The sequence below is a fragment of the Pseudomonas defluvii genome, assembly GCF_001695625.1.
GTDB lineage: Bacteria > Pseudomonadota > Gammaproteobacteria > Pseudomonadales > Pseudomonadaceae > Aquipseudomonas > Aquipseudomonas defluvii.
The window spans coordinates 17,526-38,626 of record NZ_MBPN01000003.1 but is presented as its reverse complement, the minus strand read 5'-3'; the positions used below and the strand labels follow the sequence as shown (position 1 = coordinate 38,626).

General features: G+C 57.4%; 19 protein-coding genes and 1 pseudogene. 10 read left to right on the top strand and 10 right to left on the bottom strand.

Translation table 11 applies throughout. From position 1 onward, the window contains the following. Positions 1–19: 19 nt before the first annotated feature. Entirely contained in the window at positions 20–1,126 is a 1,107-nt protein-coding gene (locus EKA13_RS01280) for an FRG domain-containing protein (RefSeq protein WP_065757726.1), read from the top strand. A 368-nt stretch (positions 1,127–1,494) separates the two neighbouring features. After that, on the top strand, positions 1,495–2,208 hold the full coding sequence (locus tag EKA13_RS01275) for a hypothetical protein (protein ID WP_125862909.1): 714 nt from the start codon (positions 1,495–1,497) through the stop codon (positions 2,206–2,208). A gap of 269 nt (positions 2,209–2,477) precedes the next feature. On the opposite strand, the gene EKA13_RS01270 is transcribed toward EKA13_RS01275, so the two are convergent. Further along, complete coding sequence (locus EKA13_RS01270; RefSeq protein ID WP_218060833.1) at positions 2,478–3,272, bottom strand: restriction endonuclease; 795 nt, start codon at positions 3,270–3,272, stop codon at positions 2,478–2,480. 92 nt (positions 3,273–3,364) lie between these two features. Beyond that, a complete protein-coding gene (locus tag EKA13_RS01265) occupies positions 3,365–4,045 on the bottom strand; it encodes a S1 family peptidase (RefSeq protein ID WP_065757723.1) in 681 nt (226 codons plus the stop codon). A gap of 379 nt (positions 4,046–4,424) precedes the next feature. Between EKA13_RS01265 and EKA13_RS28210 the strand changes: the two are divergent. The 3 genes and pseudogenes from EKA13_RS28210 to EKA13_RS01250 form a co-directional block, all read left to right on the top strand. Beyond that, a pseudogene (locus tag EKA13_RS28210) lies at positions 4,425–4,613 on the top strand (dienelactone hydrolase); the annotation flags it as partial. Positions 4,614–4,698: 85 nt separating this feature from the next. Then, positions 4,699–5,142, top strand: a complete 444-nt coding sequence (locus EKA13_RS01255; RefSeq protein ID WP_281182052.1) for a nuclear transport factor 2 family protein — start codon at positions 4,699–4,701, stop codon at positions 5,140–5,142. Next, positions 5,135–6,001, top strand: a complete 867-nt coding sequence (locus EKA13_RS01250) for an SDR family NAD(P)-dependent oxidoreductase (RefSeq protein WP_065757722.1) — start codon at positions 5,135–5,137, stop codon at positions 5,999–6,001. The genes EKA13_RS01255 and EKA13_RS01250 overlap by 8 nt, the downstream gene beginning before the upstream one ends. A 181-nt stretch (positions 6,002–6,182) precedes the next feature. On the opposite strand, the gene EKA13_RS01245 is transcribed toward EKA13_RS01250, so the two are convergent. Continuing rightward, the gene (locus tag EKA13_RS01245) at positions 6,183–6,587 is read right to left on the bottom strand and encodes a MerR family transcriptional regulator (RefSeq protein WP_065757721.1); all 405 of its coding nucleotides are present in this window, start codon (positions 6,585–6,587) and stop codon (positions 6,183–6,185) included. Positions 6,588–6,660: 73 nt separating this feature from the next. Here EKA13_RS01245 and EKA13_RS01240 point away from each other — a divergent pair, with 73 nt between their 5' ends. The 3 genes from EKA13_RS01240 to EKA13_RS01230 all read left to right on the top strand — a co-directional run bounded on the left by EKA13_RS01240 (position 6,661) and on the right by EKA13_RS01230 (position 9,342). Continuing rightward, positions 6,661–7,725, top strand: coding sequence for an SDR family oxidoreductase (locus tag EKA13_RS01240; RefSeq protein ID WP_065757720.1), 1,065 nt, complete (start codon positions 6,661–6,663; stop codon positions 7,723–7,725). A 131-nt stretch (positions 7,726–7,856) separates the two neighbouring features. Continuing rightward, complete coding sequence (locus EKA13_RS01235; RefSeq protein WP_281182051.1) at positions 7,857–8,153, top strand: LysE family translocator; 297 nt, start codon at positions 7,857–7,859, stop codon at positions 8,151–8,153. 871 nt (positions 8,154–9,024) lie between these two features. Next, positions 9,025–9,342, top strand: a complete 318-nt coding sequence (locus EKA13_RS01230) for a hypothetical protein (RefSeq protein ID WP_065757718.1) — start codon at positions 9,025–9,027, stop codon at positions 9,340–9,342. A 101-nt stretch (positions 9,343–9,443) separates the two neighbouring features. Here EKA13_RS01230 and EKA13_RS01225 read toward each other — a convergent pair whose 3' ends face one another. From EKA13_RS01225 to EKA13_RS01195, 7 genes are all read right to left on the bottom strand, one after another. Then, complete coding sequence (locus EKA13_RS01225) at positions 9,444–11,576, bottom strand: TonB-dependent siderophore receptor (RefSeq protein WP_065757717.1); 2,133 nt, start codon at positions 11,574–11,576, stop codon at positions 9,444–9,446. 302 nt (positions 11,577–11,878) lie between these two features. Further along, on the bottom strand, positions 11,879–13,015 hold the full coding sequence (locus EKA13_RS01220; protein WP_245704288.1) for a methanobactin export MATE transporter MbnM: 1,137 nt from the start codon (positions 13,013–13,015) through the stop codon (positions 11,879–11,881). Continuing rightward, positions 13,012–13,881, bottom strand: coding sequence for an MbnP family copper-binding protein (locus EKA13_RS01215; protein ID WP_065757791.1), 870 nt, complete (start codon positions 13,879–13,881; stop codon positions 13,012–13,014). Before EKA13_RS01215 ends, EKA13_RS01220 begins: the two co-directional genes overlap by 4 nt. Before the next feature lie 270 nt (positions 13,882–14,151). Next, positions 14,152–14,733, bottom strand: a complete 582-nt coding sequence (locus tag EKA13_RS01210) for a putative natural product biosynthesis protein (protein WP_065757716.1) — start codon at positions 14,731–14,733, stop codon at positions 14,152–14,154. A gap of 114 nt (positions 14,734–14,847) precedes the next feature. Further along, on the bottom strand, positions 14,848–15,231 hold the full coding sequence (locus EKA13_RS01205; RefSeq protein WP_245704287.1) for a DUF2946 family protein: 384 nt from the start codon (positions 15,229–15,231) through the stop codon (positions 14,848–14,850). A gap of 140 nt (positions 15,232–15,371) precedes the next feature. Beyond that, a complete protein-coding gene (locus EKA13_RS01200; protein WP_065757714.1) occupies positions 15,372–15,755 on the bottom strand; it encodes a DUF2946 domain-containing protein in 384 nt (127 codons plus the stop codon). 80 nt (positions 15,756–15,835) lie between these two features. Next, positions 15,836–16,738, bottom strand: coding sequence for an AraC family transcriptional regulator (locus EKA13_RS01195; protein WP_245704293.1), 903 nt, complete (start codon positions 16,736–16,738; stop codon positions 15,836–15,838). A gap of 734 nt (positions 16,739–17,472) precedes the next feature. Here EKA13_RS01195 and EKA13_RS01190 point away from each other — a divergent pair. Both EKA13_RS01190 and scpC read left to right on the top strand, forming a co-directional pair. Continuing rightward, a complete protein-coding gene (locus tag EKA13_RS01190; RefSeq protein ID WP_065757712.1) occupies positions 17,473–19,251 on the top strand; it encodes an acyl-CoA dehydrogenase family protein in 1,779 nt (592 codons plus the stop codon). 269 nt (positions 19,252–19,520) lie between these two features. Next, the gene (gene scpC / locus EKA13_RS01185; RefSeq protein ID WP_065757711.1) at positions 19,521–21,017 is read left to right on the top strand and encodes a succinyl-CoA:acetate CoA-transferase ScpC; all 1,497 of its coding nucleotides are present in this window, start codon (positions 19,521–19,523) and stop codon (positions 21,015–21,017) included. The last annotated feature ends 84 nt before the right edge of the window (positions 21,018–21,101 follow it).

The following is a 21,101-nucleotide window of genomic DNA, read 5'->3' as shown; positions in this document are numbered from 1 at the left end:
AACCAGCTAAGGGACTAGAATGAGCGATTTCGAGACCATTAATAGTGTTGGCGCGTTCTTGCGAATTGTTAAGCATTTCTATCCGAAAAATGAGCCCGCATTTTTTCGAGGACAAGGCTCCAGCAAGCATGACGTGAATGCCTCATTCTACCGTCTGCTTGAAAAAAATGATTATACATCCTTCGACACTACCTACCCCTACCAGCTAGCCAGGGCGTTGTTCAATGAGTTTAAGAAAAATATGCCGACTTACGAGGAGGTGCATTCTCTAAAGAGTTACAAGTTAAACGATCTTGATCTGATGATGGTTGCTCAGCACTATGGTCTCGAGACCCGTCTGGTTGACTGGAGTAAAAACCCGCTCGTTGCGCTCTATTTTGCAACGGAAAGGGCAAAAGAAGATCGCGACTGTTCGGTCTTCATGTACTACAATACGCCCGACAACATAACCATTTCGATAGCCAATAGTGACACGTTCACTGCCTCGGTTCGAGACGAGCAGGTTAGGCTGCAAGAGATTAGGAAGCTGGTGGACGATCGGTTTAACTCTGCCATTGATTATCAGCTCTTGGATGCCATCCACGGCATCGTTGACAAATCTACTTCGCCTGAATTTCTTATCCCTCCCGTAAAAATAAATCCAGATTTAATTGCACTCAACTTCATGCAGATTGCTGGAACGCTGCAAGGAAAGCCAGCTCATAAAATGAGAAATTTTCTAGATAAAGAGGTCGTAAACTCGGTTGCCCCACTAAGTGCGGTCACCATTCATAGCTCAACTAACTATATTATTGAGCCGTTGCCGCTGAATCCTCGAATCAAGAATCAACAAGGTGTGTTTCTGTTCTCCAAAGATATTACGCAGCCTGTTTTCAGGGCTATGGACTTTACGTGCCAGAACACCATCGTGTCCGCTGACCCAGTCAGTCTCGCCGAGAAGGATGGCAGTATGGGGGTTTTGAGAATCGATATTCCTGGGGCCTTGGGCATCGAGATACAGCGGGAGCTTAATCTGTACGGAGTCACGAAAGATTTCATCTATCCGGAGCTGACTTCCTTTACCGAAGTAATGCGCAATCGAATCGTCGATAAGACCAATAGCGCGATGCGTAGGGTAGTGTATTGAATATTGCCGATTAAACATTCTGGCGATGCCAGATGGCTTTTTCGCATTACTCTTTTTGGCCGCTAGCTGCCCGGGGTAAAGGGCAGCTAATTGGGCGACTTTGGCATCTTCTGGCAGAGAGATTGATAGTGGCAATATTTTCGTCAGCACACTGCGGTGGCGCTGTCATCGAGATTTTTAACTGCTATTGGATGTTCAGGTAGCATCCCGTTTATGATGGGAGACAATGCGCGGTTTAGTTAACGGTAATTTGGAAGGAGAATTTGCAATTACTTAGTTTTCGAATTTTTTAGTGAAAACGCTCGCTTAGATAACGTATCTGTCATACGTTATTGGTAATAATCAAACTCTAGTCAGTTAGCATTTTTATGAAAGATAAAAAGTCGACTTATCAAGCCCTCTTTCCACCACAGCCACAGTGGCTAGGAAATTCACAGGGATGTCCGCCCTTTGACGTATTGAACTCAATGCTTTACGAAGCGGTTGCCGCCCAGCCCAGCAATAGCGACAAAGCGCAGATAATTGGCAAGCTCATGCTCATAGGTCGTACTTATTCTGCCTCGGTAGAGCGTAGGAAAACCCGAGGGCACATCAAGGACGAACGGCAGGCCCTTGAAGTTATTATCGAAGCCTCCGAGTATATTGCGGAGTCGAGATGCGCTGCTATGCTGGCATCAATTGGAATGAGCGACAGGCTTACGAGGGATCGTTTGCCAGAAGTCGTTGCAATTCACCTAGAGTGTTGTCGCGCACTTTCCAAGGCTAACAACCGGGAAAACAGCAGTCTCGCTTCGAAATATCTCCATTTCCATCGTCCGGAGTTTTTTCCCATCGTAGATTCGTATGTTCGTGAAGGCTGGTCGTGGGTTATGGATGAATTGGGGCAAACCTACAGAGGTTGGCGAGTTTTTGGAAAAGTTGATCGCTATGGCGATTGGTGCACTCGCGTTCTCGATCTACGCGAATTGATCGAGAACCTCCATGAGGGCGCTGTGAGCCTTAGGCAAATCGATAATTATTTGTTATCGATAATGTCATTGGATGGCCAAGGAGGGTGGGGGCTGCCTCGTTTGCCTGGATAGAGCGAATGTGCTGAACAGGTTTCGGCCGGTTCGTACTCCTCTGGAGTCTTCGACAGTGATCAGCTGAGCGCGAAACTCATTGGTCAAAGCCTGTTAACCACTAGCCTTTAACGGCAGCTTGGGGTCGATAGTGGCCTGTCGTGAATGGCTGCAATCGACCCATACCTGCGTCTCGCGAAGGGTAGCAATCGGCCAAAAGCGGTTACTAATGCCACGCTCTTCGGCAAATTTGGAGCTCAGCGGAAAATTTGTCCGACAGCAGCGCTTTGTTAAATGCGACTTTTGATACTGGGTAGTTCACCCTTGTAGTACTCCGCGATTAGATCTTCTCTGGAAGCTGGGAGGGTTATAAATGGCTTGTCTTTAAGTGCGCCTGGAGGCGCAAATAACACAGCCGCACCGCAACCTCTCATTTCGAAGAGCTCTAATTGCAATAGGAAAGCCCGGAAAACATATTGAGGCATACCTCTAACGCACCATTGATTAGCGCTAAGTTGCGCTTCTTTAAAAGCCCGTTCGGCATGGTATTTTGAGAAAAAAAGCAGCATTTCCGGCCGATTAGTTGTTGGGTGCGGATAAGCAAAGAAACTACCAGCAACTCGACCATCTCTTTTTTCCATGATGGTCCAGAACGGCTCCCCGACTGTATTTTCATCGGGTAGCGCTACAGCTTTAAGCCTTTCTGCGAGCAACTCGTTAAATCTCGGTAGGTCGTCAACCGTGAGAAGCATAACATCGTTGTCTTCGGCAATTTCGTAAGCAAGCTTCTGATACCCAAGCCTAGAGACCATCACTTTCTGGATGTTTCCAGCGTTAGCAGGTTTTCCAAAAAATTTGGCCACATGCCCATTATCAACTGGTCGCCCGTGATCTTTGCATTCAATTGCGACCTTATGAATAATTCCTGCTTTCTCAAATTGATAGTAAACATCTACTTGGTGAGAGCGACCAAGCTTATCAAAAATTCGAACATCTTGACCAACTACAATGCCTTCATCTTTCATGTTGAGAAGAAAGGAATAAACCTGCCGGACATGCTTTTCTAATTCTATTCCGGAGTTCATGATTTCGTTAAGAATTTAAAGTTTGGTTAAGGGGCAGGCTTTAGCCCGTCCCAGTGAGCGAAGCGAGCGATTTGAACCACTTGTTAGGCCTGCTACGGTATAGGAAATCCGTTTGGATTGCGCTCAATGACCTCAATTGCTTTAGAAATGTCATAACCCATAAGAAATCCAGTGTTATATGCCACGGTCATTTCTATGTGATCTCCACTTTGGTCAATCACCCTCTCAAATTCGATTCTGAACTTTGAGACGACGCCAGCAATTTTGTATTCGGTTTTTCCTGGGGGTTGAAAGACAATTGGGCCACCAGAGAAGCCTGGGTTGTTTAGTGCATCAACATATAACCGAGGAATTCCGTCATCTCCAACAAAAGACGAGGAGAGAATTCCTTTTTTAACGAAAGGACATGGCCGTCCGTTCATGGCTTTACCTGCGTCTGTCCACATTTTGTAGGGATAGCCTACAAAAAATACGTCTTGGCTGATCACAACGCCATCTGAGCTTGGCTCTAGAGGTAAATCCCCCGTGCAAAGAATTTGGTTAGCTCTAAAAACTGCTATGTCCGTCTCACCTCTACACAATCCAATTAGCTCTACTGGCATATCAACCCATCTACGATCAAAAAAGAATTTTATTGTTTCTTGTTTCTCCGCGTTAATCAGGTGTTTGGCGGTTACAAGGTACTGCTTGCCACCGTGGTCAATGGCAAATGCGGTTCCATAATCTGCCGCTTTGATGAAGAAAACTCGATTGTAGATGTTAGCGGTAATCATGGGGCGGCCTAACTATAAATAGACACCAATTGGTGGATAAAATTCTATTGAAGGCGCGCTGACAGCATCTACGATGCGCTTTCTTCGCCGACACTGAAGTTATGCTCCAACCCGGCAAGGCCTTTTGCCAGCGTGTTGGCCGGATTGCACATTAGCTTTCAGACTGGGTACTAGACAAGGGGGTCGGCTCCATGCAGGAATCATTGAGGGGATTGCCACGCAATGGGGGATTTCCTCAGCTTTCTTAGACGCCCTTGAATGGCTGCTTTTGGCCGATTTCTGCCCGTCGCCACCGGCAGCCATGGGTCGGCTTCTGCCGCTCGCGAATAACTGCTTTGGGTTGTATAGCCCCTGCCCCGGCGTCAAACCATTACCTCGAATCAGCGACGCATGCCATTTCAGTTTCCTGTCGCAGTGCAAGCCCGGCGCGCAGGCATTGCTCGAAAAAGAAGTGCCAGGCGATGGCATCATCGGCGTGGAGGGTGACAGTGGTCGCCTACGCGGGTTAATCCACCAGCAGATTACCTCGCTGATCAGCGAATTTCTGGTGCAGTCATCTGGCTACAAAGCGTGTCGGCCCAGGCGCAGCTCCTGCGCGGCAAGCCTGAAAAACCATTGTCAGTGCGCATCATCATGCCGGCACGTGAACCTATCTGGCGTGTTGCGATCTGAAGGATCCGCAGGGCATGCGCGACTGCTTTGCGCCGGGCCCGGTGCTTATCGACTACGGCCGGATCGGTGTGTTCGAAGACCGCGACCAACTCGTGGCGATTTTCCAACAGCTCGGCTGCCATCCGCATGTCGTCGAGATGCACCATGGCGTCAACCCGCAGATCGATGTGCTTGATGACGAGCACGCCCGTGGCACCTGGGGTTTGCATTACCAGATGATCGACACGCAATCGCGGGCTATCACCCAGCTTGGCGCGCACTATGACGACGAGTACCGCAAGATCAACGGTCATTGGAAGATCAGCGCCACGCGCTGCGTGGTGACATCCACGCTGATCGCCAGCTATGAGCAGACCGAGCCCGGTGTGCGCTTCGCCGGTGTTCAGGCGAGTGCCACAGAAATGGGAGCACCTGCAGATGAGTAACGATCACAGCCAATTGGTCGCGGTTGTAACAGGCGCGTCGCGTGGTGCTGGCAAAGGCATTGCTCTGGCACTCGGCGCGGCGGGCGCGACGGTATACGTGACCGGCCGCTCGCAGAACGAGGGCGATGCGCCGTTGCCAGGCTCGATCCACGAGACGGCGCGCCAAATCGATGCGTTAGGCGGCAAGGGCATCGCCGTCGCGTGCGATCACGCCGATGATGAGCAGGTGCGCAGCCTCTTCGAGCAGGTCGAGCGCGAGAGCGGGCGGCTCGACATCCTTGTCAATAACGCGACGTTTCTACACGATCAACTGATAAACCCCGGACCGTTCTGGGAGAAGCCGCTCGATCTGGTCAAGATCCTCGACGTCGGTTTACGCTCCGCCTATGTGGTGAGCTGGTATGCGGCTCCGCTGATGGCCAAGCATCGTGGCGGACTGATCGTGTTCACCTCGTCATTTGGCTCGAACTGCTACATGCACGGCGCAGCCTATGGCGCGCAGAAGGCCGGTGTCGACAAATTCGCCAAAGACATGGCCGTGGACTTTCGCCCCTACGATGTCGCGGTGGTGTCCATCTGGATGGGTCCGCTGCGCACGGAGCGCACGACACGCGCATTGCAAGAGCACCCGGATCGCTACGAGGAATTTTCGTTCGTCATGGAAAGCCCGGAGTTTACTGGCAAGGTCATTCACGCGCTGTATTGCGACCCTGACCGAATGACGCACTCCGGACAGGTCCTCATCGGGGCAGAAGTTGCGGTGAAGTACGGCATTGTCGACCTGGATGGCCAACAGCCTCCGTCCTATCGCGACATGCTGGGCAGTCCAGTGCAGGCTCATCCGGCGATTGTCGAGTAGCGAGGCCGCCGATAGCAGCTTGAGACCGTAAACGTCGGCTCGACGGGATGCGGAAGAGATCGCCGTAGATGTCGATCTTTAGCGAGATCGCGGGACCTTCAAGCGACTCAGGGTTCGCCATGCATATTTGCAAGGCAAGCTCCAGGGTGCTGGGGCCATGCTGAATGGCCTCGCCCGGAGGCTATGGCGTCGAGGCATGCTCAGGGACAGACAGGTGAGGAATAGTCTGTCCGTTGGCAATGGCACTGGCTTCAAGCTTCGCACGCTCCGCGTCCAAAAAAACATACGCGGCTTGCAGGGTGGTGATCTTCGCTTGAATTTCGGCCATCTTGCTGGCGACCAAGGCCGCGCCTTGAGCGCAATCGATCGTATTGCCCCGCTTGGCCGCGAGGATGTCGCCGATCTCAGCGAGTGAAAACCCTCCGCTCTGGGCACTCTGAATGAATGCCAAATCAACAACGGTCTGATCGCTGTAGCTGCGGTAGTTGTTGGCCTGTCGATGGGCCACGATCAGCCCGAGCTGTTCGTAATAGCGCAATGCATGGCGCCCGACGCCACTGCGGCGCTCCAACTCCCCAATGTTCACATTAAAAACTCCTTGACTGTAGAGCAGGCTCTACACCTTAGCCTGCGCCAATCATCCAAACAAGGAGTCAGGCATGAGCGTTGAATGCTTCGTCACAGGCGGCAGTGGGTTTGTGGGTCAACATTTACTGGCGCGTCTTACTGCCACAGGGCACAAGACTTGGGTGCTTATGCGCAGCCCTGAAAACATTGAGCGCCTCAGAGAGCAGGTAGGCCGACTGGGCGGTAACCCTGCGTATATCCATGCCGTTGAGGGCGATATCAGCAGAGAGGGGCTTGGGCTCAGCGAGGCAGACAGGCAGCGCGTGTCTTCGGCCGCTGTGGTTTTCCACCTCGCGGCGCAATTTACCTGGGGGCTTACAATGGAACGCGCCCGCACAGTCAATGTGCAAGGGGCGCTGAACGTCGCCAGGCTTGCGGCGAGCCAGCGTATCCGATTGCTGATGGTGGGCGGCTTTATGCTGCAGAACCTTACCCACCTTGCCAGTATCGGGGTTGATAATGAGCACCCTGAAAACACACATTGGCCCGCAGTCTACAGCCGTGTAGGTGGCTACGAAGGCAGCAAGCTCGAGTCCCATTTCGCAGTCATTCGTTACATGCAGGAAGCGGGCGCGGATTACACGATCGTTCATCCTGCTACGGTGTGTGGCCACAGCGAGAGTGGGCACATCCTGGAAGGGCAACCGCTGGCCGAACTCGTTCGAAATCTGGCACAAGGCCGGTTCAAAGCTGTCCCCGGTTCCGCCGGGCACTGGTTGCCATTGGTCAGCGTCGATTACCTGGTGACGATGATAACCCGCGTGGCGTTCGACCCTTCGATGGCCAACCGGCAGGTTCTGGCGCTCGATGAGCGCACACCGAACTTGCAGGGGATGCTTCAGCAGGTCGCAATAACGCTGAAGGTCAAGGCACCCCGCCGCCATGTAGCGATAGGGGTGCTCAGGTGGCTTTTGACGATTCCCGGACTGGCAGCCCGACTCGCGATCAGCGCCGAGTCACTGAACTTTATTCAGACGCAGCGCTTCGACATGAGCCATAGCAAGCAACTGGAAAGGAAGTATCAGTTAACACATCCCGACCTGGCGCGAACGTTGGAAAAGACAGTGCGCTACGTCGAGGGTTACCTGCCCAATTGAGCCAACCACGTCAGGCAATCTTCGATGAAGTAGCAAATTCCCTATGCTGTACTGCACGCGATCGGAGGCGCAGATGGCGTTCCTGTAAGGCGTTGTGACGGCCGGCCAGGCGCGCCTCCAGCAACAACAGACTGATGCTAAACGGCGTGACCGTGGCGCTGACCAACCCCAAGGCGATCCTGTTCTTCGCAGCGTTCCTGCCGCAATTCATCCGCTCGGGAAGTGACTCGAACGCACAGTTGAGCATTCTCGTGCTGACCTTCGCGGCCTGCTCGATCGCCTCCCATGCCTTCTATGTGGCCCTGGCCCAGGTGCTGCGGCGCAAGCTCGCCTCGCCGAACCGTGCGCGGTTGATGAACCGGCTGTTCGGCGCCTCGTTCGTGGCGCTGGGGGCGAGCCTGTTTACCGTTCAGGCCAAGGTTGCCTGAGTGACGGTCATCACTGCTTGGTCCGCAAGGGAGGTAGCCATTTTTTGGCTTCAGGCTGAACAACGGCTATTGCTTGTGAACTGTCGATGGTGGATGAGCGCTTTCACCATCGAGGGCACTCAATTACCCCAGTAACATGGCACGGGCTGCGCCCGTGTTCGCGGGTAAACCCGCTCCCACAGTGAATGTGCAACGGCTGAGGCCAACACTATCCTGTGGGCGGGCTTCGCCCGTGATGGCATCGGTGTGGTGCCAGTACCTTCGCGGTGTTTGTATCGCAGGCAAGCCTGCTTGTATGAATCACCCACCGGACTGCAGTCCATCTTGTGGGAGCGGGCTTGCCCGCGATGGTATCGGCGTGGTCTCAGTAAATTCGCGGTGCTTGTATCGCATCATACAGCGGCCGATTTCAGCAGCCCAACCCTCGTTCAGCAGGTGCTTTAATTCGTGCCTGTTACTTCGTGTCATGGCGGTTGTGCGCGGGGCGCCTTCGGGTGCGCTGGGGTCCTTGAGTCCCGGTCTACCAATCCGCGTACAACTGCCACCCTTATCGGCTACCAAGGACGTTCGCGTCAGCTCACGCACATCTGCGCTTGAATCCACACATCAACCCCGTTAACCCCCCTGCGTTGCTGCCAATCCAGCGACCGGGTTTAGCAGCCCGCCCAATGATCAAGGTGCATACAGCGCCCATTACTCGTTCAGCAGACGATTTGATTCGTGACTGTTGTCTTGTGTTATGGCGGTTGTGCGCGGGGCGCCTTCGTGCGCGCCGGGTTCCTTGATCCCTGGTCTGCTAACCCGCGTACAGCTGCCACCCTTATCGTTTAGCAGCGATGGGTAGTAGCTCCACTGATCAAGGAGCGTCACCATGACCAAGATAGTCCCCGATCCCCCACCCACCAACATCCTGAAAACCACCGCCTGCGCCACCTTCGGTTCCTGCGAAGACAGCCACGATCCGCTGTTAAGTGTTCGCGCCGGGCTTAACGTCGAAGACGTGCTGATCCACCTCACCATCCTGCTACGTTCCGCCTACGCCACCAATGAACAAGCCTGTCTGGTGGTCGACAGCGAAACCCGGCATCTGCTCTGGTCCACCCGCACGGCCGTTGATATGGCTCAAGGGCTGGCGCAGGCGTTGCTCGGTGGTATGGAGGCCGACCGTTCAAGGCCGGAAACGCGCTAACGGTAAAACGGGCAGTGGCGCTCGCCCTGCCCGCTTTTCAGGCCACGGCAGGTTCTGCGCCCAGGCCTTTACACCTGTCGAGATCAACCTGCATCACACACTCAGTACGCCCCTCTAAAGGTCAGCGTAAAACTGCGCGGCTCACCATAGAAGTTGTAGATATTGGGGGTACCGACTGAGGCGTAGTAGGTGCGGTCCAGCAGGTTGTTGATGTGCAGATCGACGCTGTGCTGCTTGTCCAGTTGGTAGCCGATACGGCCGTTGACCACGGCATAACCACTGTTCACCAGTTCGTCGCGCCAGCCCCGGGAACTCTGTGTGGCACCATTGGCCAGTACTCCAAGGCCGACACTGAACCCCGCCAGGGCGCTCTGCTCGTCAAAGCGGTAGTTGCTCCACAGCTTGAGCTGGTCCTTGGGCGTCTGGATCGAGTAGGTTCGCCCCTGGTTCTCACGGGCTTGCAGGTAGCGCGTCTCCAGGCGGGTGTAACCTGCCGACAGGTCGAGCCCAGCGGCGGGCTTGCCAGTGACTTCCAGCTCCCAGCCCTCGCTCTCTACTTCGCCGGCGTTCAGGTAGTAGTTGTCGTTTGGATAAGCCGGATCGGCGTAGGCACGGTTCTCGTCGCGCAAATTGAACCAGGCCAACGACAGCCCCAGGCGCCCTTCCAGCCATTCGGTTTTGCTGCCGACTTCATACTGGCGCCCTTCACGCGGCTTGAGCACACTGCCATCCGCCTTCAGTTGGGTCTGCGGTACGAAAATGTCGGTATAGCTGGCGTACAGGGTGATGTTCGGGTTCAACTCGTACAGCACGCCACCGTAAGGGCTGACCTGCTGATCGGCTTCAGCTCCGTCTCGCCAGTCCGTGGCATTGGATGGCGCAACGTCGCGGGTACGGCTGCGGAAGGTCGTGGTGCGAGCCCCCAGCACCAGCGTCAACGGATCGGCAAGGCTAATGTTCAGCCGGGAATAGAGACCGTACTGTTCGGTTTCACTCTCTCTGCCCGAGGTGTACGCAATCGTCGGTTCGGGCAGGTCGTCAAGCCCGTCAAAGGTTGTGCTCCCCCCCACACCACGCCCCGAGCGGCCACGGCTGTTGTACACCTCAGCGTTGGCCCCCAGCAGCAGGTTGTGGGTACGCCCCAGCAACGCGAACGGCCCGCTCAAGAACACGTCCATGCCTTCGCGGGTGTAGTTGTAGGCACCTTGCATGCTGCTGTAGCGGAGGGTATCGGTCAGCGGCGCCAGGCCCGATGAGGCATAGGCGTACTTGTAGTTCTGGTACTGTTCCCGCCGGTTGAACGCGCCCTTGAGTACCCATTCGTTGTCGAAACGATGTTCAAGGCTGGCCGACCACTCATGGGTGTCGTAACTCAGCCGTCCCCAGTCAGGGGCATGGAAGGTTGAGCGTGACACATCCAACAACCTGTAGTGCCCCTTGGCGTCCACCAGGTCATATGCCGGTAACCCGGACCAGGGCGCCTGCACCTGCTGCTCTTGGGTGCTGTAGGAAACGTCCAGTGTGGTCTGCGGATTCAGGTCGTAAGCAAGGGCGGCCATCCCCAACCATTTGTCACTGCTGGTTCGATCGTAGAAGTACTGGCGATCCTCGCTCGACAGCACCAGGCGACCGCGCAAGCTGCCGCTGTCATTCAGCGGCCCGCTGATATCGCCCTCACGGCGGTAGGTATCCCAGGAGCCGGCAGAGAGCGCCCAGTTGGCGGCGAAATGATCCAGGGGCCGTTTCTTGACCAGATTGACCACACCGCCAGGCTCACCCGCGCCCTGCAGCAGGCCGGAAGGCCCCCGGAGCACTTCGATGCGCTCGTACAGCGGCAGGTCGAACTGGTTGGAAGGGGTCATACCGTTGTAGGAAGGCACACCGTCGTACATCACGCCCAACGCATAACCACGGGACAAATACTGGTAGCTCAAGGTGTCATTGGCGATGAGGGTGACGCCGGTCACTTGCTGCATGGCGTCGGGGACACTGACCATGCCCTGGTCGTCCATCTGCTGACGCGTCACCACACTGACCGACTGAGGAACCTCTCGTGGGCTGAGCGGGGTTTTATTGAATCCACTGACGGTTTCGGCTTTATAGCCGGGCTCACGTTGGCCGACGACGGTGGTTTCCGGCAAGGCCAGTGGTTGCTCGGCAGCGTTGCTGAACACGCTGATCAATACCAGGGACCAGCCCAGTGGCGCAGGGCCAGGACGTTGTTTTAAAACCATGAAGGTGCTCGCTCGATAATCTGGCGGCAGCCGTCCGACATGCTCCACAAAGCCCTGATAAAGCGCTCTGGATGGCGCCAGCGACTACCCTGTCAACGGACGGCGCGACTCTAGTGCCTCAGGGCTTGCTGCTAAAACTGCGACAGCCCGCCGCACGGCTTGGCCGTGTTGGCCAGCACGCGCGGACGGCTTGCTGCCCTCACGTTTATTGACCGCTCACGGCAGCCGTGCGTAAACGAGCTGCGTCGTACTGTCGCGGGCCGGACGTCCTGCTGAGTGCAACCTGCGCAGGCAATGACGGCTCAGTGCTTGTGCTTCCAGGGGTCGGAAAAGCGCGGGTCTTTGAGCAGCGTTTCATCCGTCAGGGCCTGCAGAAACGCGAGTAGATCCCCCTTTTCCTCATCGCTGAGGTCGAGCCTGGCTATCAGGCCGCTCTTGTGCGGATTGAGCCGTCCATCTCCCTGATTGGGGCCAAAACGAATCACCCTACCGCCCGCAGAATAAAAGTCGATCACCTCCTCCAGGCTAGCGATGCTGCCATCGTGCATGTAAGGCCCGGTGACGGCTACGTTGCGCAAGCCAGGCGCACGAAAGGCGCCCATGTCCTCGGGCTTGCCGGTGCTTTCGTACAGACCGCGGTTGGGAAAAGGGAAACCACCGGCGGTGTCGATGTTGTAGAGCCCGGTGTTGTGAAACGGCGTTTCCACCACACGGCTCCTGGCATGTACCACCTGATCGTTGAAATTGAAGCTGCCATGACAGTGATGGCATTCCGCTCGCTCACCGAAAAACAGCGTCATGCCACGTTGCTCTGCGGCGCTCAGGGCCTGCTTACCCTGCAGATAACGGTCATAGCGGCTGTCCGCCGAGACAATGCTGCGCTGGAACGCTGAAATCGCCTTGATGATCGAGGCCATGCTCAGCGGTGCTGCCTGCTCTGGAAAGGCCTGCCGGAACAGGGGCAGGTACAGCGGATCGTCACGCAGGCGCTGAAGGATCTGTGCACGATTGTTGTCATTGACACCCATCTCGATCGGATCATCGCCAAACAGCGGTATTTCCATCTGTCGCTCCAGCGACACGATCGCAGGCGCAGCCCAGTTGTAGGTGGCATTCCAGGCACTGTTGGCCAGGCTGGGCGCATTTCGGTGGGTCAACTGCCCGGCCATGCCCTCCGAGCGCGCCCGGCCATCGGTAAAGGCTCGATCGGGATGGTGGCAAGAGGCGCATGAACGGCTGCCGTCGGCAGACAACCGGGTGTCGAAGAACAACCACCGCCCCAACTCGACTTTGGCCGTCGACATCGGATTATCTGCAGGTACCCGAGGCTCCGGCACATGGGAAGGCAGGTTCCATGACCAGGTTTGCGCCATCACCGGCAGCGCTGCGCCGATGCCGACAAGTACGCCCAGACACATCGCCAGCCGGCGCGCACTCATGGCTTGGGCTGTGCCCTGAAGGCAGATAGTGCTCCTGACTCCCGCGACACACCCAGGTGTTCAAGTAACGCCACGCATTCAGGATCGTCGGGGCCGCTCATGCAACCCACGGCCCCACCCTCATCACTGGACAGCTGGCTGCCTTGAAACAGGGTGGCCAGGTCCAGTGTGACCACCTGTTTACTCGGCTCAAAGCCCTTCATGCGTAATAAAACACGGTTGCCACGCGGGCAAGACACGCTCTCCCCGGTAACCGGGTTGCCCGTGCAACCGGTCGAGCCCAGGTGTAGATACCAGGTGGCGGCTTTCGAACCATCGGCCCTGGTCACCCCTCCTTCGGGATCGACCTCGATCTTGGCGAACTTGCGCCCGACCTGCCAACTCCAGCCCATGGCCGCCAGGTCCAGCGGCGGGCCTTGCAGTTCAGTGCTGGTGTGATTGAGGGCCTCTGGCACGCCCACTGTAAAGGCCAGCCCGGTGTAGTGCCCGGCAGGTACCGTGCCCACAACCGTGGTGTTGGTGCCGGGCGTACCGCCACTGCAATGGCCGGTACCGTCCTCAAAGTCGAGCAAGGCAACCTGAGCGTTTTGCCACTCATTGAGGCTTAATCGCAGCGGTACTTGCCGCCCGGTTTCATCGATCAATGCAACGTCTTGGACATAGAAGCGTGCATCATGTAACCACACGCGTTTTTGATCGCGCCCCAAAGGCCCGAACATCGCCCCGCAGTGCACTGGCCGCCCAGCAGCCATCAGTGAAAAACCAATGGTCACGGGTTGTACATCTGCAGTTTCCGGCTTATTGCCCGCGCAACCTGCCAGCCACGCCAGCACGACGAAAACAACACTCAACGTTAACGAACGCATCAGGTGTGGCTCCTGGAACATAAAAAATGCCAGGGTCATTACAGCCCCCTGACATTCAGTGCCGCGGCGTACCCTGCCAAGAGCAATCAACGCGTCGTCCAGGACTCTAGCATGAGGCTGCCTTGGCGCTGACCTGCGACATCCCGCCACGGCCAAGCCATGCCAGGGCCTCCCCGGCGGGCCGCTTTATGGGCGGCTGCCAGGGATGCGGCAGCCTGTCGCACAAAGCCGACAGGCTGGCTTGCCACCGACGCGCCCGGCAAGCGCTACTCAGGGTACCGGCAACCACCTGCGAAACCCCGTGCCGCCCTTGCCTGTCAGTGGGCACCAGGCAAAGTCCCACGGCACTGGAGGGAGTTCTTCCTGCTCCACATCGGGCGCGAGCATCGGACGAGGCGCCACCTTCCAATCGAAGAGCATCTGCGGTGAACCTTGCCAGGCCAAGACCAACCCGCGCGCCAGACTGTCATCGGTAGTGATCCAACGCGCCGCCGCAGCACTCATGAACGACTCGATGTGCGCATCGTTGATCCGTGCCCGGTAGCTGGAGCCAAGCAGCCAACGACATACGCTCAGGTAATACGTCCAGTTCAGTGGCGGATGATTGCGGTACGCCCAGGTCATGAAACCACGAAAGATATTCAGACCATCCGGAGGGTCGAGCTTAAGCAGCGCCGGGCACACATCGAACAACGTGTGCCAGTACGGCAGCAAACGGGCATCCAGGTGCACGAAGCTGCGTGCGTTGCTGGGGTAGTCGGGAAACGGCAGCAGAAAATCCCCTTTTTTCCCCAGTCGGGAAGCCTTGCTGACCAATCGCGAGGCGCCTGACGGAACCGCTAGCGCTCGCATATGAGCCTCCCCAATGGGCGATTCAAACCTTCAATACCACGCGCCATGTTGCGCTCCTTACCCTGTCACCATTAACCATGGGCACACCCGATTCGGGTGTGCAGAAAATGCCGGTCATGCGTGACGAGCAGGAGACGCTCGGGGGTTGATCGACGGCCAGCGGGCACGGGGCGATAACCAGAACAATGACTGCGTGAACGGCCGCGGTGACGTCGCGATAACACCGATCAGCGCCATCGACGCTGGCGGAATGAATAACGCTTCAAGCGTCTGAGAACAGCAACAATGGACGTGGTCAGCCTTGCCCGCAGAGGATGGCTGCTGTTTGTCGAGCACAAGCGTGGCCTGCTGCACGCTGCCCGCCGAGCAAAAGCTGCCCGTCAGCAACTGCTCAATGCTCAACGCGCCAAAAGCACCGGCCATCGGCAGCGCCATGGCCTTCAGCACAATCGCCAGAAACGCCGCGACCCAGACGTTCTGCTGACTGGCGTTACTCATTCCACCCTGCATGCAACACCCTAAGGATGATGACAATCAAACACCCGCCCCCACGCTGTGGCGCATGGGCGACAGCAAGGCGAACAGCGGACGAAGGCCTGCAGCGGTCACCGGCCAATAAGGCCGTCCGCCTGCGAGCGTTAAATCAGAGGGGATGCGCGAGGATTGGCCGAGGGCCAGGAATAACGCGGGGGCGCCTTGCAGCGTTGCTCACGGCCGGGACGTTGTGTTTGCCCCAGCCGTAGCAACCAGCCGAGGCAGAACAGCATGGCGATGCCAAGGCTTAGCGCAGAGCAAATCGGACACGAAAAACTGGCGCCCCAGCCGCTGGCCGAAGGGTTACTGAGGTCGGTGCTCGGGCTGGGGGCCTTGCCGCCGAGGGAGGCACAGAACTGTCCATCCAAGCCATTGAGTTCCAGCCCCATCACCTGCCCGTGCCCCAAACCGCAGGCAAACACATTGAACAGAACGCTGAAGTACAGCATCCAGGCAATGAGTGGGCGGTCTGAGCGGGCGAGTTTCATGGCGGCGACTTTACCATCGAACCGCAAGAAGGCTGAAGCGCGACTTGGGTCGAACAGACTGGCCAGAAAACCATTGCCGACTATTTTCTATCACGAGCGACATCCCTGTAGGTCTTCGGCAGCTCCCCTGTCCATTGCCGGAACGCCCGAGTGAATGCGGAAGGCTCAGAAAAACCCAGCGCTTGGGAAACAAGACTGATCGACATCGACGTCTGGCTCAAGTAATGGATCGCCATGTCCCGACGCACACCATCCTTGAGCCGTTGAAACTGGCTTCCCTCAGCCGCGAGCTTTCGCCTCAGTGTTCTGTCGGTGAGGTGTAACGCGAGTGCCGCATGCTGAATGGTGGCTTCAGCCAGATTTTCCGAGCGCTCCAGGTAATCCAGCACCCGCCGTGTATAGACGGGGTAATAGGCCGGCCGAGTGAACCAGTCGAATGGCGCTCGCTTCAAATGAACCCTGAGGGCCTCGGGTGTTTGCACCAGCGGCGCCTTGAGTGCCGCCGCATCGAACACCAGGCAGGTCACCGGCTGGTCGAACTTCGCCGGACAGGGAAACATCAAGCGGTACTCTGTCAGGTGTTTGGGGGCCGGATGGTCAAACGCAACATGCTTCAGCGAAATCCGCTGGCCAATCAACCAGCTTGGAAAACGATGCCACAACAGCAGTAGAAAACCTCTGAGCAGGTAGTCCGGGTCTTGAGCCGGATCCTTGAGCCTCATCGAAAAAACCGCTTCATCACCGACGACATCAAGCGCGAGGTGCAAGGAGTCATTCACCACATTGTAGAAGTGGCTCAGCTTGTAATACACCGAGTGCAGGTTACGTGAATGAACGACCTGCTTGGCCATGATGGCGAACACGCCCTGCCGACACCGCTGCGCGCCCATGCCCAGAAACTCGTCATCGGCCAAACGCCAGACCGCTCGCATCAAGCGACTGAATTGATCAGGCGTGATCCGCAGATGGGCATTTTCCAACATGCGTCGATTAAGGCCCGCCTCATTGAGCAGCACCGCCTCGTCAAGCTGAAGGCGGCGCCCGGCGTTCATGAGCATTCGGGCGAAATGAATGGAAATGGAATAGCGCTCTATACCCATCGAAGACATATCCCTGCATCACATCGGCGAAGTCTACCGCTATACCGCTGTCCGTTAATGTCTATTTTTCGACTGGTTTCGTTATTGTCGCCAGGGGCCCTTCCAATGGAAGGTAGCGACCGCCAGCAGAGGCCTGACTGATGCGGGTAAAACGCTGCCATTTCCGACAATTCCCAAGGAACCCGTCCGTGCACGTGCAAGCAGTAAACGCGGTTACAACGCCAGGGACAGCTACTCGTCCGCGCAAGAACTGCAGGCTAAACGCATTGATGTACCCGCGCCAGGCGACATCCGTTGCGCCCAGCGTGCACGCCAACGGCCTGAAGCGCGGCCGATATGCGCCCTCTGCCCTACATAATTACCGGCTCACACTGCCCCCATTAGTGCGGCTTCATGCACCGGGCGCCGGCTGTGGCCAATGCCAGCAAGCCCATGACAGTTGGGGCGAGCGCCCCATCGAATCTGGCCAATTTGGTCGATTATCGGGCGCAGCTCAACGCAAGGCCTGACGCTTCCAATACCCAATACCCAATACCCATGACACGAGCCTGACGTTTGGCCCCTGCAGCGTGAACAGCACGGTCGGCCTGACGCATCGTTTTAAAGAGGATGTCTTAATGAGTGATTACACCCACCCCTATCGCGACAGCGAGTTCGTCCTGCAGCAACTGGTCGAATTTGAAGCCTTGTGTGCATCGGCACATCGGGATGACATCAACGATGAACTGGTGTCCGCGATTCTGGCCGAAGCCGGTCGTCTGGGCTCTGGCGTATTGGCACCGCTCAACAGGATTGGCGACACCCAGGGCGCACGTCTGGGCGAGCACGGCGTTCAGGAAACTCCCGGTTTCGCCGATGCTTATCAGCAGTTCCAGGCCGGCGGCTGGCCTTCGTTGACTGCAGCGGAAATCTGGGGCGGCCAAAACCTGCCAAATGTGATCGGCACTGCCGTCAATGAAATCTGGCATTCGGCCAACATGGCCTTCGCCCTCTGCCCGATGCTGACGCAAGGTGCAATCGAGGCCATCGCCCACCACGGCTCGCCCGCCTTGCGTGATGCCTACCTTGCCCCGTTGGTCAGTGGCGAATGGACCGGCACCATGAACCTCACCGAGCCGGATGCCGGTTCAGACCTGGCCGCGATCAAGAGCCGTGCTATCCCTCAGGGCGACCATTACCTGATCAGCGGGCAGAAAATCTTCATCACTTGGGGCGACCACCAGATGACGGAGAACATCGTCCATCTGGTACTGGCCCGGCTGCCAGATGCACCGGCCGGCGTAAAAGGCATTTCGCTGTTCGTCGTGCCTAAATTCCTGCTTGATGCCCAAGGCAAGCCAGGCGTACTCAACGATGCCCGCTGCATCGCGCTGGAGCACAAGCTGGGCATCCACGGCAGCCCGACCTGTGTCATGAGCTTTGGCGATAACGGTGGCGCCATCGGTTACCTGGTGGGCGAACCACACCAAGGGCTGGCGTGCATGTTCACCATGATGAACCACGCTCGACAAAGCGTTGGCCTGCAAGGCCTGGCCATCTCCGAACGCGCCTACCAACACGCCTTGCAGTACGCCAAGGACCGCCTGCAAGGCACGCGCAAGGACGGTAGCCGCTTCTCGATCATCCACTTCCCGGATGTACGGCGCATGCTGCTTCAGATGAAGGCGTCCATCGAGGCAATGCGAGCCCTGGCACTGGTGGCTGCCGCCGAAGTGGACCGGACCACCTACGCACCTGACGCAGACGCGGCAAAGCTGCATCAAGGTCGCGTCGACCTGCTCACTCCCATCGTCAAGGGGTGGCTGACCGAGATGGCGCAAGAAGTGACCTCCCTCGGCGTGCAGATTCACGGTGGCATGGGCTTCATCGAAGAAACCGGCGCCGCCCAGCATTATCGTGACGCCCGTATCCTGACCATCTATGAAGGCACCACCGGCATCCAGGCACTTGACCTGGTCGGGCGCAAGACACTGCTCAACGAAGGCCAGTTGATCAGCCGTTTGCTGGACGATATCGGCGAAACCGTCGCTGTGCTGCAACGCTCGACGCACCTCGCCAATCAGGCTGCAGCACTGGAAGGTGCCTTGGGCGCTGGCCGGCTGGCCCTGCGCATTCTCCTCGACAATGCGAAAAACGACGCGCACCTGGCAGGTAGCATCAGCGTGAACTTCATGATGCTGTTCGGCTACCTCTGCGGCGGTTGGCTGATGGCTCGCTCGGCCTTGAGCGCACAAGCCCTGCTCGACGCCGGCAGCGGCGATCCTCAGTTCCTGAAAGCCAAGCAGGTCACTGCCGACTTCTATGCCGAACAGCTGCTGCCGCGCGTGCATGCCCTGCTGACCGCCATTGGCAGCGGCAGCAGAAGCATCATGGCCCTGGACGACGAACAATTTTGACTGCGCGTTCATTGACTAGCCCCCAGTAACGACTGGCACTGCGAACCACTGCGGTGGCCTTTAACGGTCACCGCACGTTTGCAACACACGTTTGCCCCAAAACATAGCGATACCCGCCTTGATCGTGTCGGCCTCCCCTTCTGCCCACCCCCAAGAACAATCAGGCGAGCAGCGCTTCGCAACGGCCCAGCTGAGTAATGACGCGCGTACCCACTGGGCGTTTGATGCCCGGTAGCCCGTCCATTTCTCCCCTATTTGAGGTTTTCCCCATGCACGCTTCGCGTATTCGACTGGCTTCCCTGCACGACAAAATCATGAGTGCGACGCAGGCAGCACGGCTCATCAAAGACGGCATGACTATCGGCATGAGTGGCTTTGGCGGTGCGGGAGACGCCAAAGCGGTCCCCTTGGCATTGATCGAGCAGGCCAAGAGCATGCCACTGAAAATCAACCTGATTACCGGCGCCAGCCTTGGCGGAGGGCTGGATGGAAAAATGGCCGAAGCCGGCCTGCTGGCACGGCGGATGCCCTTTCAAGGCGATGCCGTACTGCGCAAAGCCATCAACGAAGGGCGCGTCATGTTCATCGACCAACACCTCTCGGAAGTGGTCGAGCAGGTGCGCGATGGTTTCCTGCCCACCCCGGATATTGCGGTCGTCGAAGCGGTGTCCATCACCGAGCAAGGGCATATCGTACCTACGTCCTCGGTGGGCAACTCGGCAAGCCTGGCCCTGGCGGCCAAGCAGGTAATCGTCGAACTCAACCTGGCGAGCAATCCGCATTTCGAAGGGTTGCATGACATCTACCTGCCTCAAGATCGCCCTCACCGTGGCCCGATCCCCATTCGCCACTCAAACGAGCGCATCGGTAGCCAGGCAATCGACATCGATCCGTCACGCATCGCCGCCATCGTCATCTGCAACTCGCCCGAGGCGACCGTGACCATGTTGCCGCCTGACAATGACACGCAGGCCATCGCCGACCACTTGGTGCGGTTCTTCGAGCAGGAGGTGGAAATGGGCCGTCTGCCAAGAAACCTGGCGCCGCTGCAAGTGGGCGTGGGTTCCATTGCCAATGCGGTGATGTGTGGCCTGATCAACGCGCCCTTCAACGACTTGGTGCAATACTCCGAAGTCCTGCAGGACTCCACGTTTGACCTGCTTGACGCCGGCAAGCTGAAATTTGCCTCGGGATGCTCCATCACCCTTTCCGGTCCTTGTGGCGAGCGAGTCTTCGGCAACCTGGAAAAGTACGCTGACCGCCTGGTACTGCGCCCTCAGGAAATCTCCAATCACCCGGAAGTCATTCGACGCCTGGGGCTCATTGCAATCAACACCGCGCTGGAGTTTGATCTCTACGGCAACGTGAACTCCACTCACGTCTGCGGCACCCAAATGATGAACGGCATCGGCGGCTCCGGGGACTTTGCCCGCAACGCTCGCCTGTCGATATTCGTGACCAAGTCGATTGCCAAGGACGGGAACATTTCGCGCGTAGTGCCCATGGTCAGCCACGTCGACCACACAGAGCACGACGTGGATATTCTGGTCACTGAGCACGGCTTGGCTGACTTGAGGGGCCTCGCGCCTAGAGAGCGGGCCCGGGTGATTATTGATCAATGCGTACACCCAGACTACCGCGCGGCCCTCGATGACTACTTCAGCGCCGCCTGCCTGCTGGGCGGACATACCCCCCACGACCTCAGCCAGGCGTTGAGCTGGCATGTACGCTTGAACAAGACAGGCAGCATGCAGCAACCCGACTGACGCCCTCGCACACCGCAGCAGCGCAAACGCGCGGCACTGCAACTGAACGGCCACCCCCAGGCCGTTCGGTTCTGCGCTAAACCC

Coding starts and splice junctions, on each gene's coding strand:
- EKA13_RS01280 (WP_065757726.1), top strand. CDS start 20: ATGAGCGATTTCGAGACCATTAATAGTGTTGGCGCGTTCTTGCGAATT.
- EKA13_RS01275 (WP_125862909.1), top strand. CDS start 1,495: ATGAAAGATAAAAAGTCGACTTATCAAGCCCTCTTTCCACCACAGCCA.
- EKA13_RS01270 (WP_218060833.1), bottom strand. CDS start 3,272: ATGAACTCCGGAATAGAATTAGAAAAGCATGTCCGGCAGGTTTATTCC.
- EKA13_RS01265 (WP_065757723.1), bottom strand. CDS start 4,045: ATGATTACCGCTAACATCTACAATCGAGTTTTCTTCATCAAAGCGGCA.
- EKA13_RS01250 (WP_065757722.1), top strand. CDS start 5,135: ATGAGTAACGATCACAGCCAATTGGTCGCGGTTGTAACAGGCGCGTCG.
- EKA13_RS01240 (WP_065757720.1), top strand. CDS start 6,661: ATGAGCGTTGAATGCTTCGTCACAGGCGGCAGTGGGTTTGTGGGTCAA.
- EKA13_RS01230 (WP_065757718.1), top strand. CDS start 9,025: ATGACCAAGATAGTCCCCGATCCCCCACCCACCAACATCCTGAAAACC.
- EKA13_RS01225 (WP_065757717.1), bottom strand. CDS start 11,576: ATGGTTTTAAAACAACGTCCTGGCCCTGCGCCACTGGGCTGGTCCCTG.
- EKA13_RS01220 (WP_245704288.1), bottom strand. CDS start 13,015: ATGAGTGCGCGCCGGCTGGCGATGTGTCTGGGCGTACTTGTCGGCATC.
- EKA13_RS01215 (WP_065757791.1), bottom strand. CDS start 13,881: ATGCGTTCGTTAACGTTGAGTGTTGTTTTCGTCGTGCTGGCGTGGCTG.
- EKA13_RS01210 (WP_065757716.1), bottom strand. CDS start 14,733: ATGCGAGCGCTAGCGGTTCCGTCAGGCGCCTCGCGATTGGTCAGCAAG.
- EKA13_RS01205 (WP_245704287.1), bottom strand. CDS start 15,231: ATGAGTAACGCCAGTCAGCAGAACGTCTGGGTCGCGGCGTTTCTGGCG.
- EKA13_RS01200 (WP_065757714.1), bottom strand. CDS start 15,755: ATGAAACTCGCCCGCTCAGACCGCCCACTCATTGCCTGGATGCTGTAC.
- EKA13_RS01195 (WP_245704293.1), bottom strand. CDS start 16,738: ATGTTGGAAAATGCCCATCTGCGGATCACGCCTGATCAATTCAGTCGC.
- EKA13_RS01190 (WP_065757712.1), top strand. CDS start 17,473: ATGAGTGATTACACCCACCCCTATCGCGACAGCGAGTTCGTCCTGCAG.
- scpC (WP_065757711.1), top strand. CDS start 19,521: ATGCACGCTTCGCGTATTCGACTGGCTTCCCTGCACGACAAAATCATG.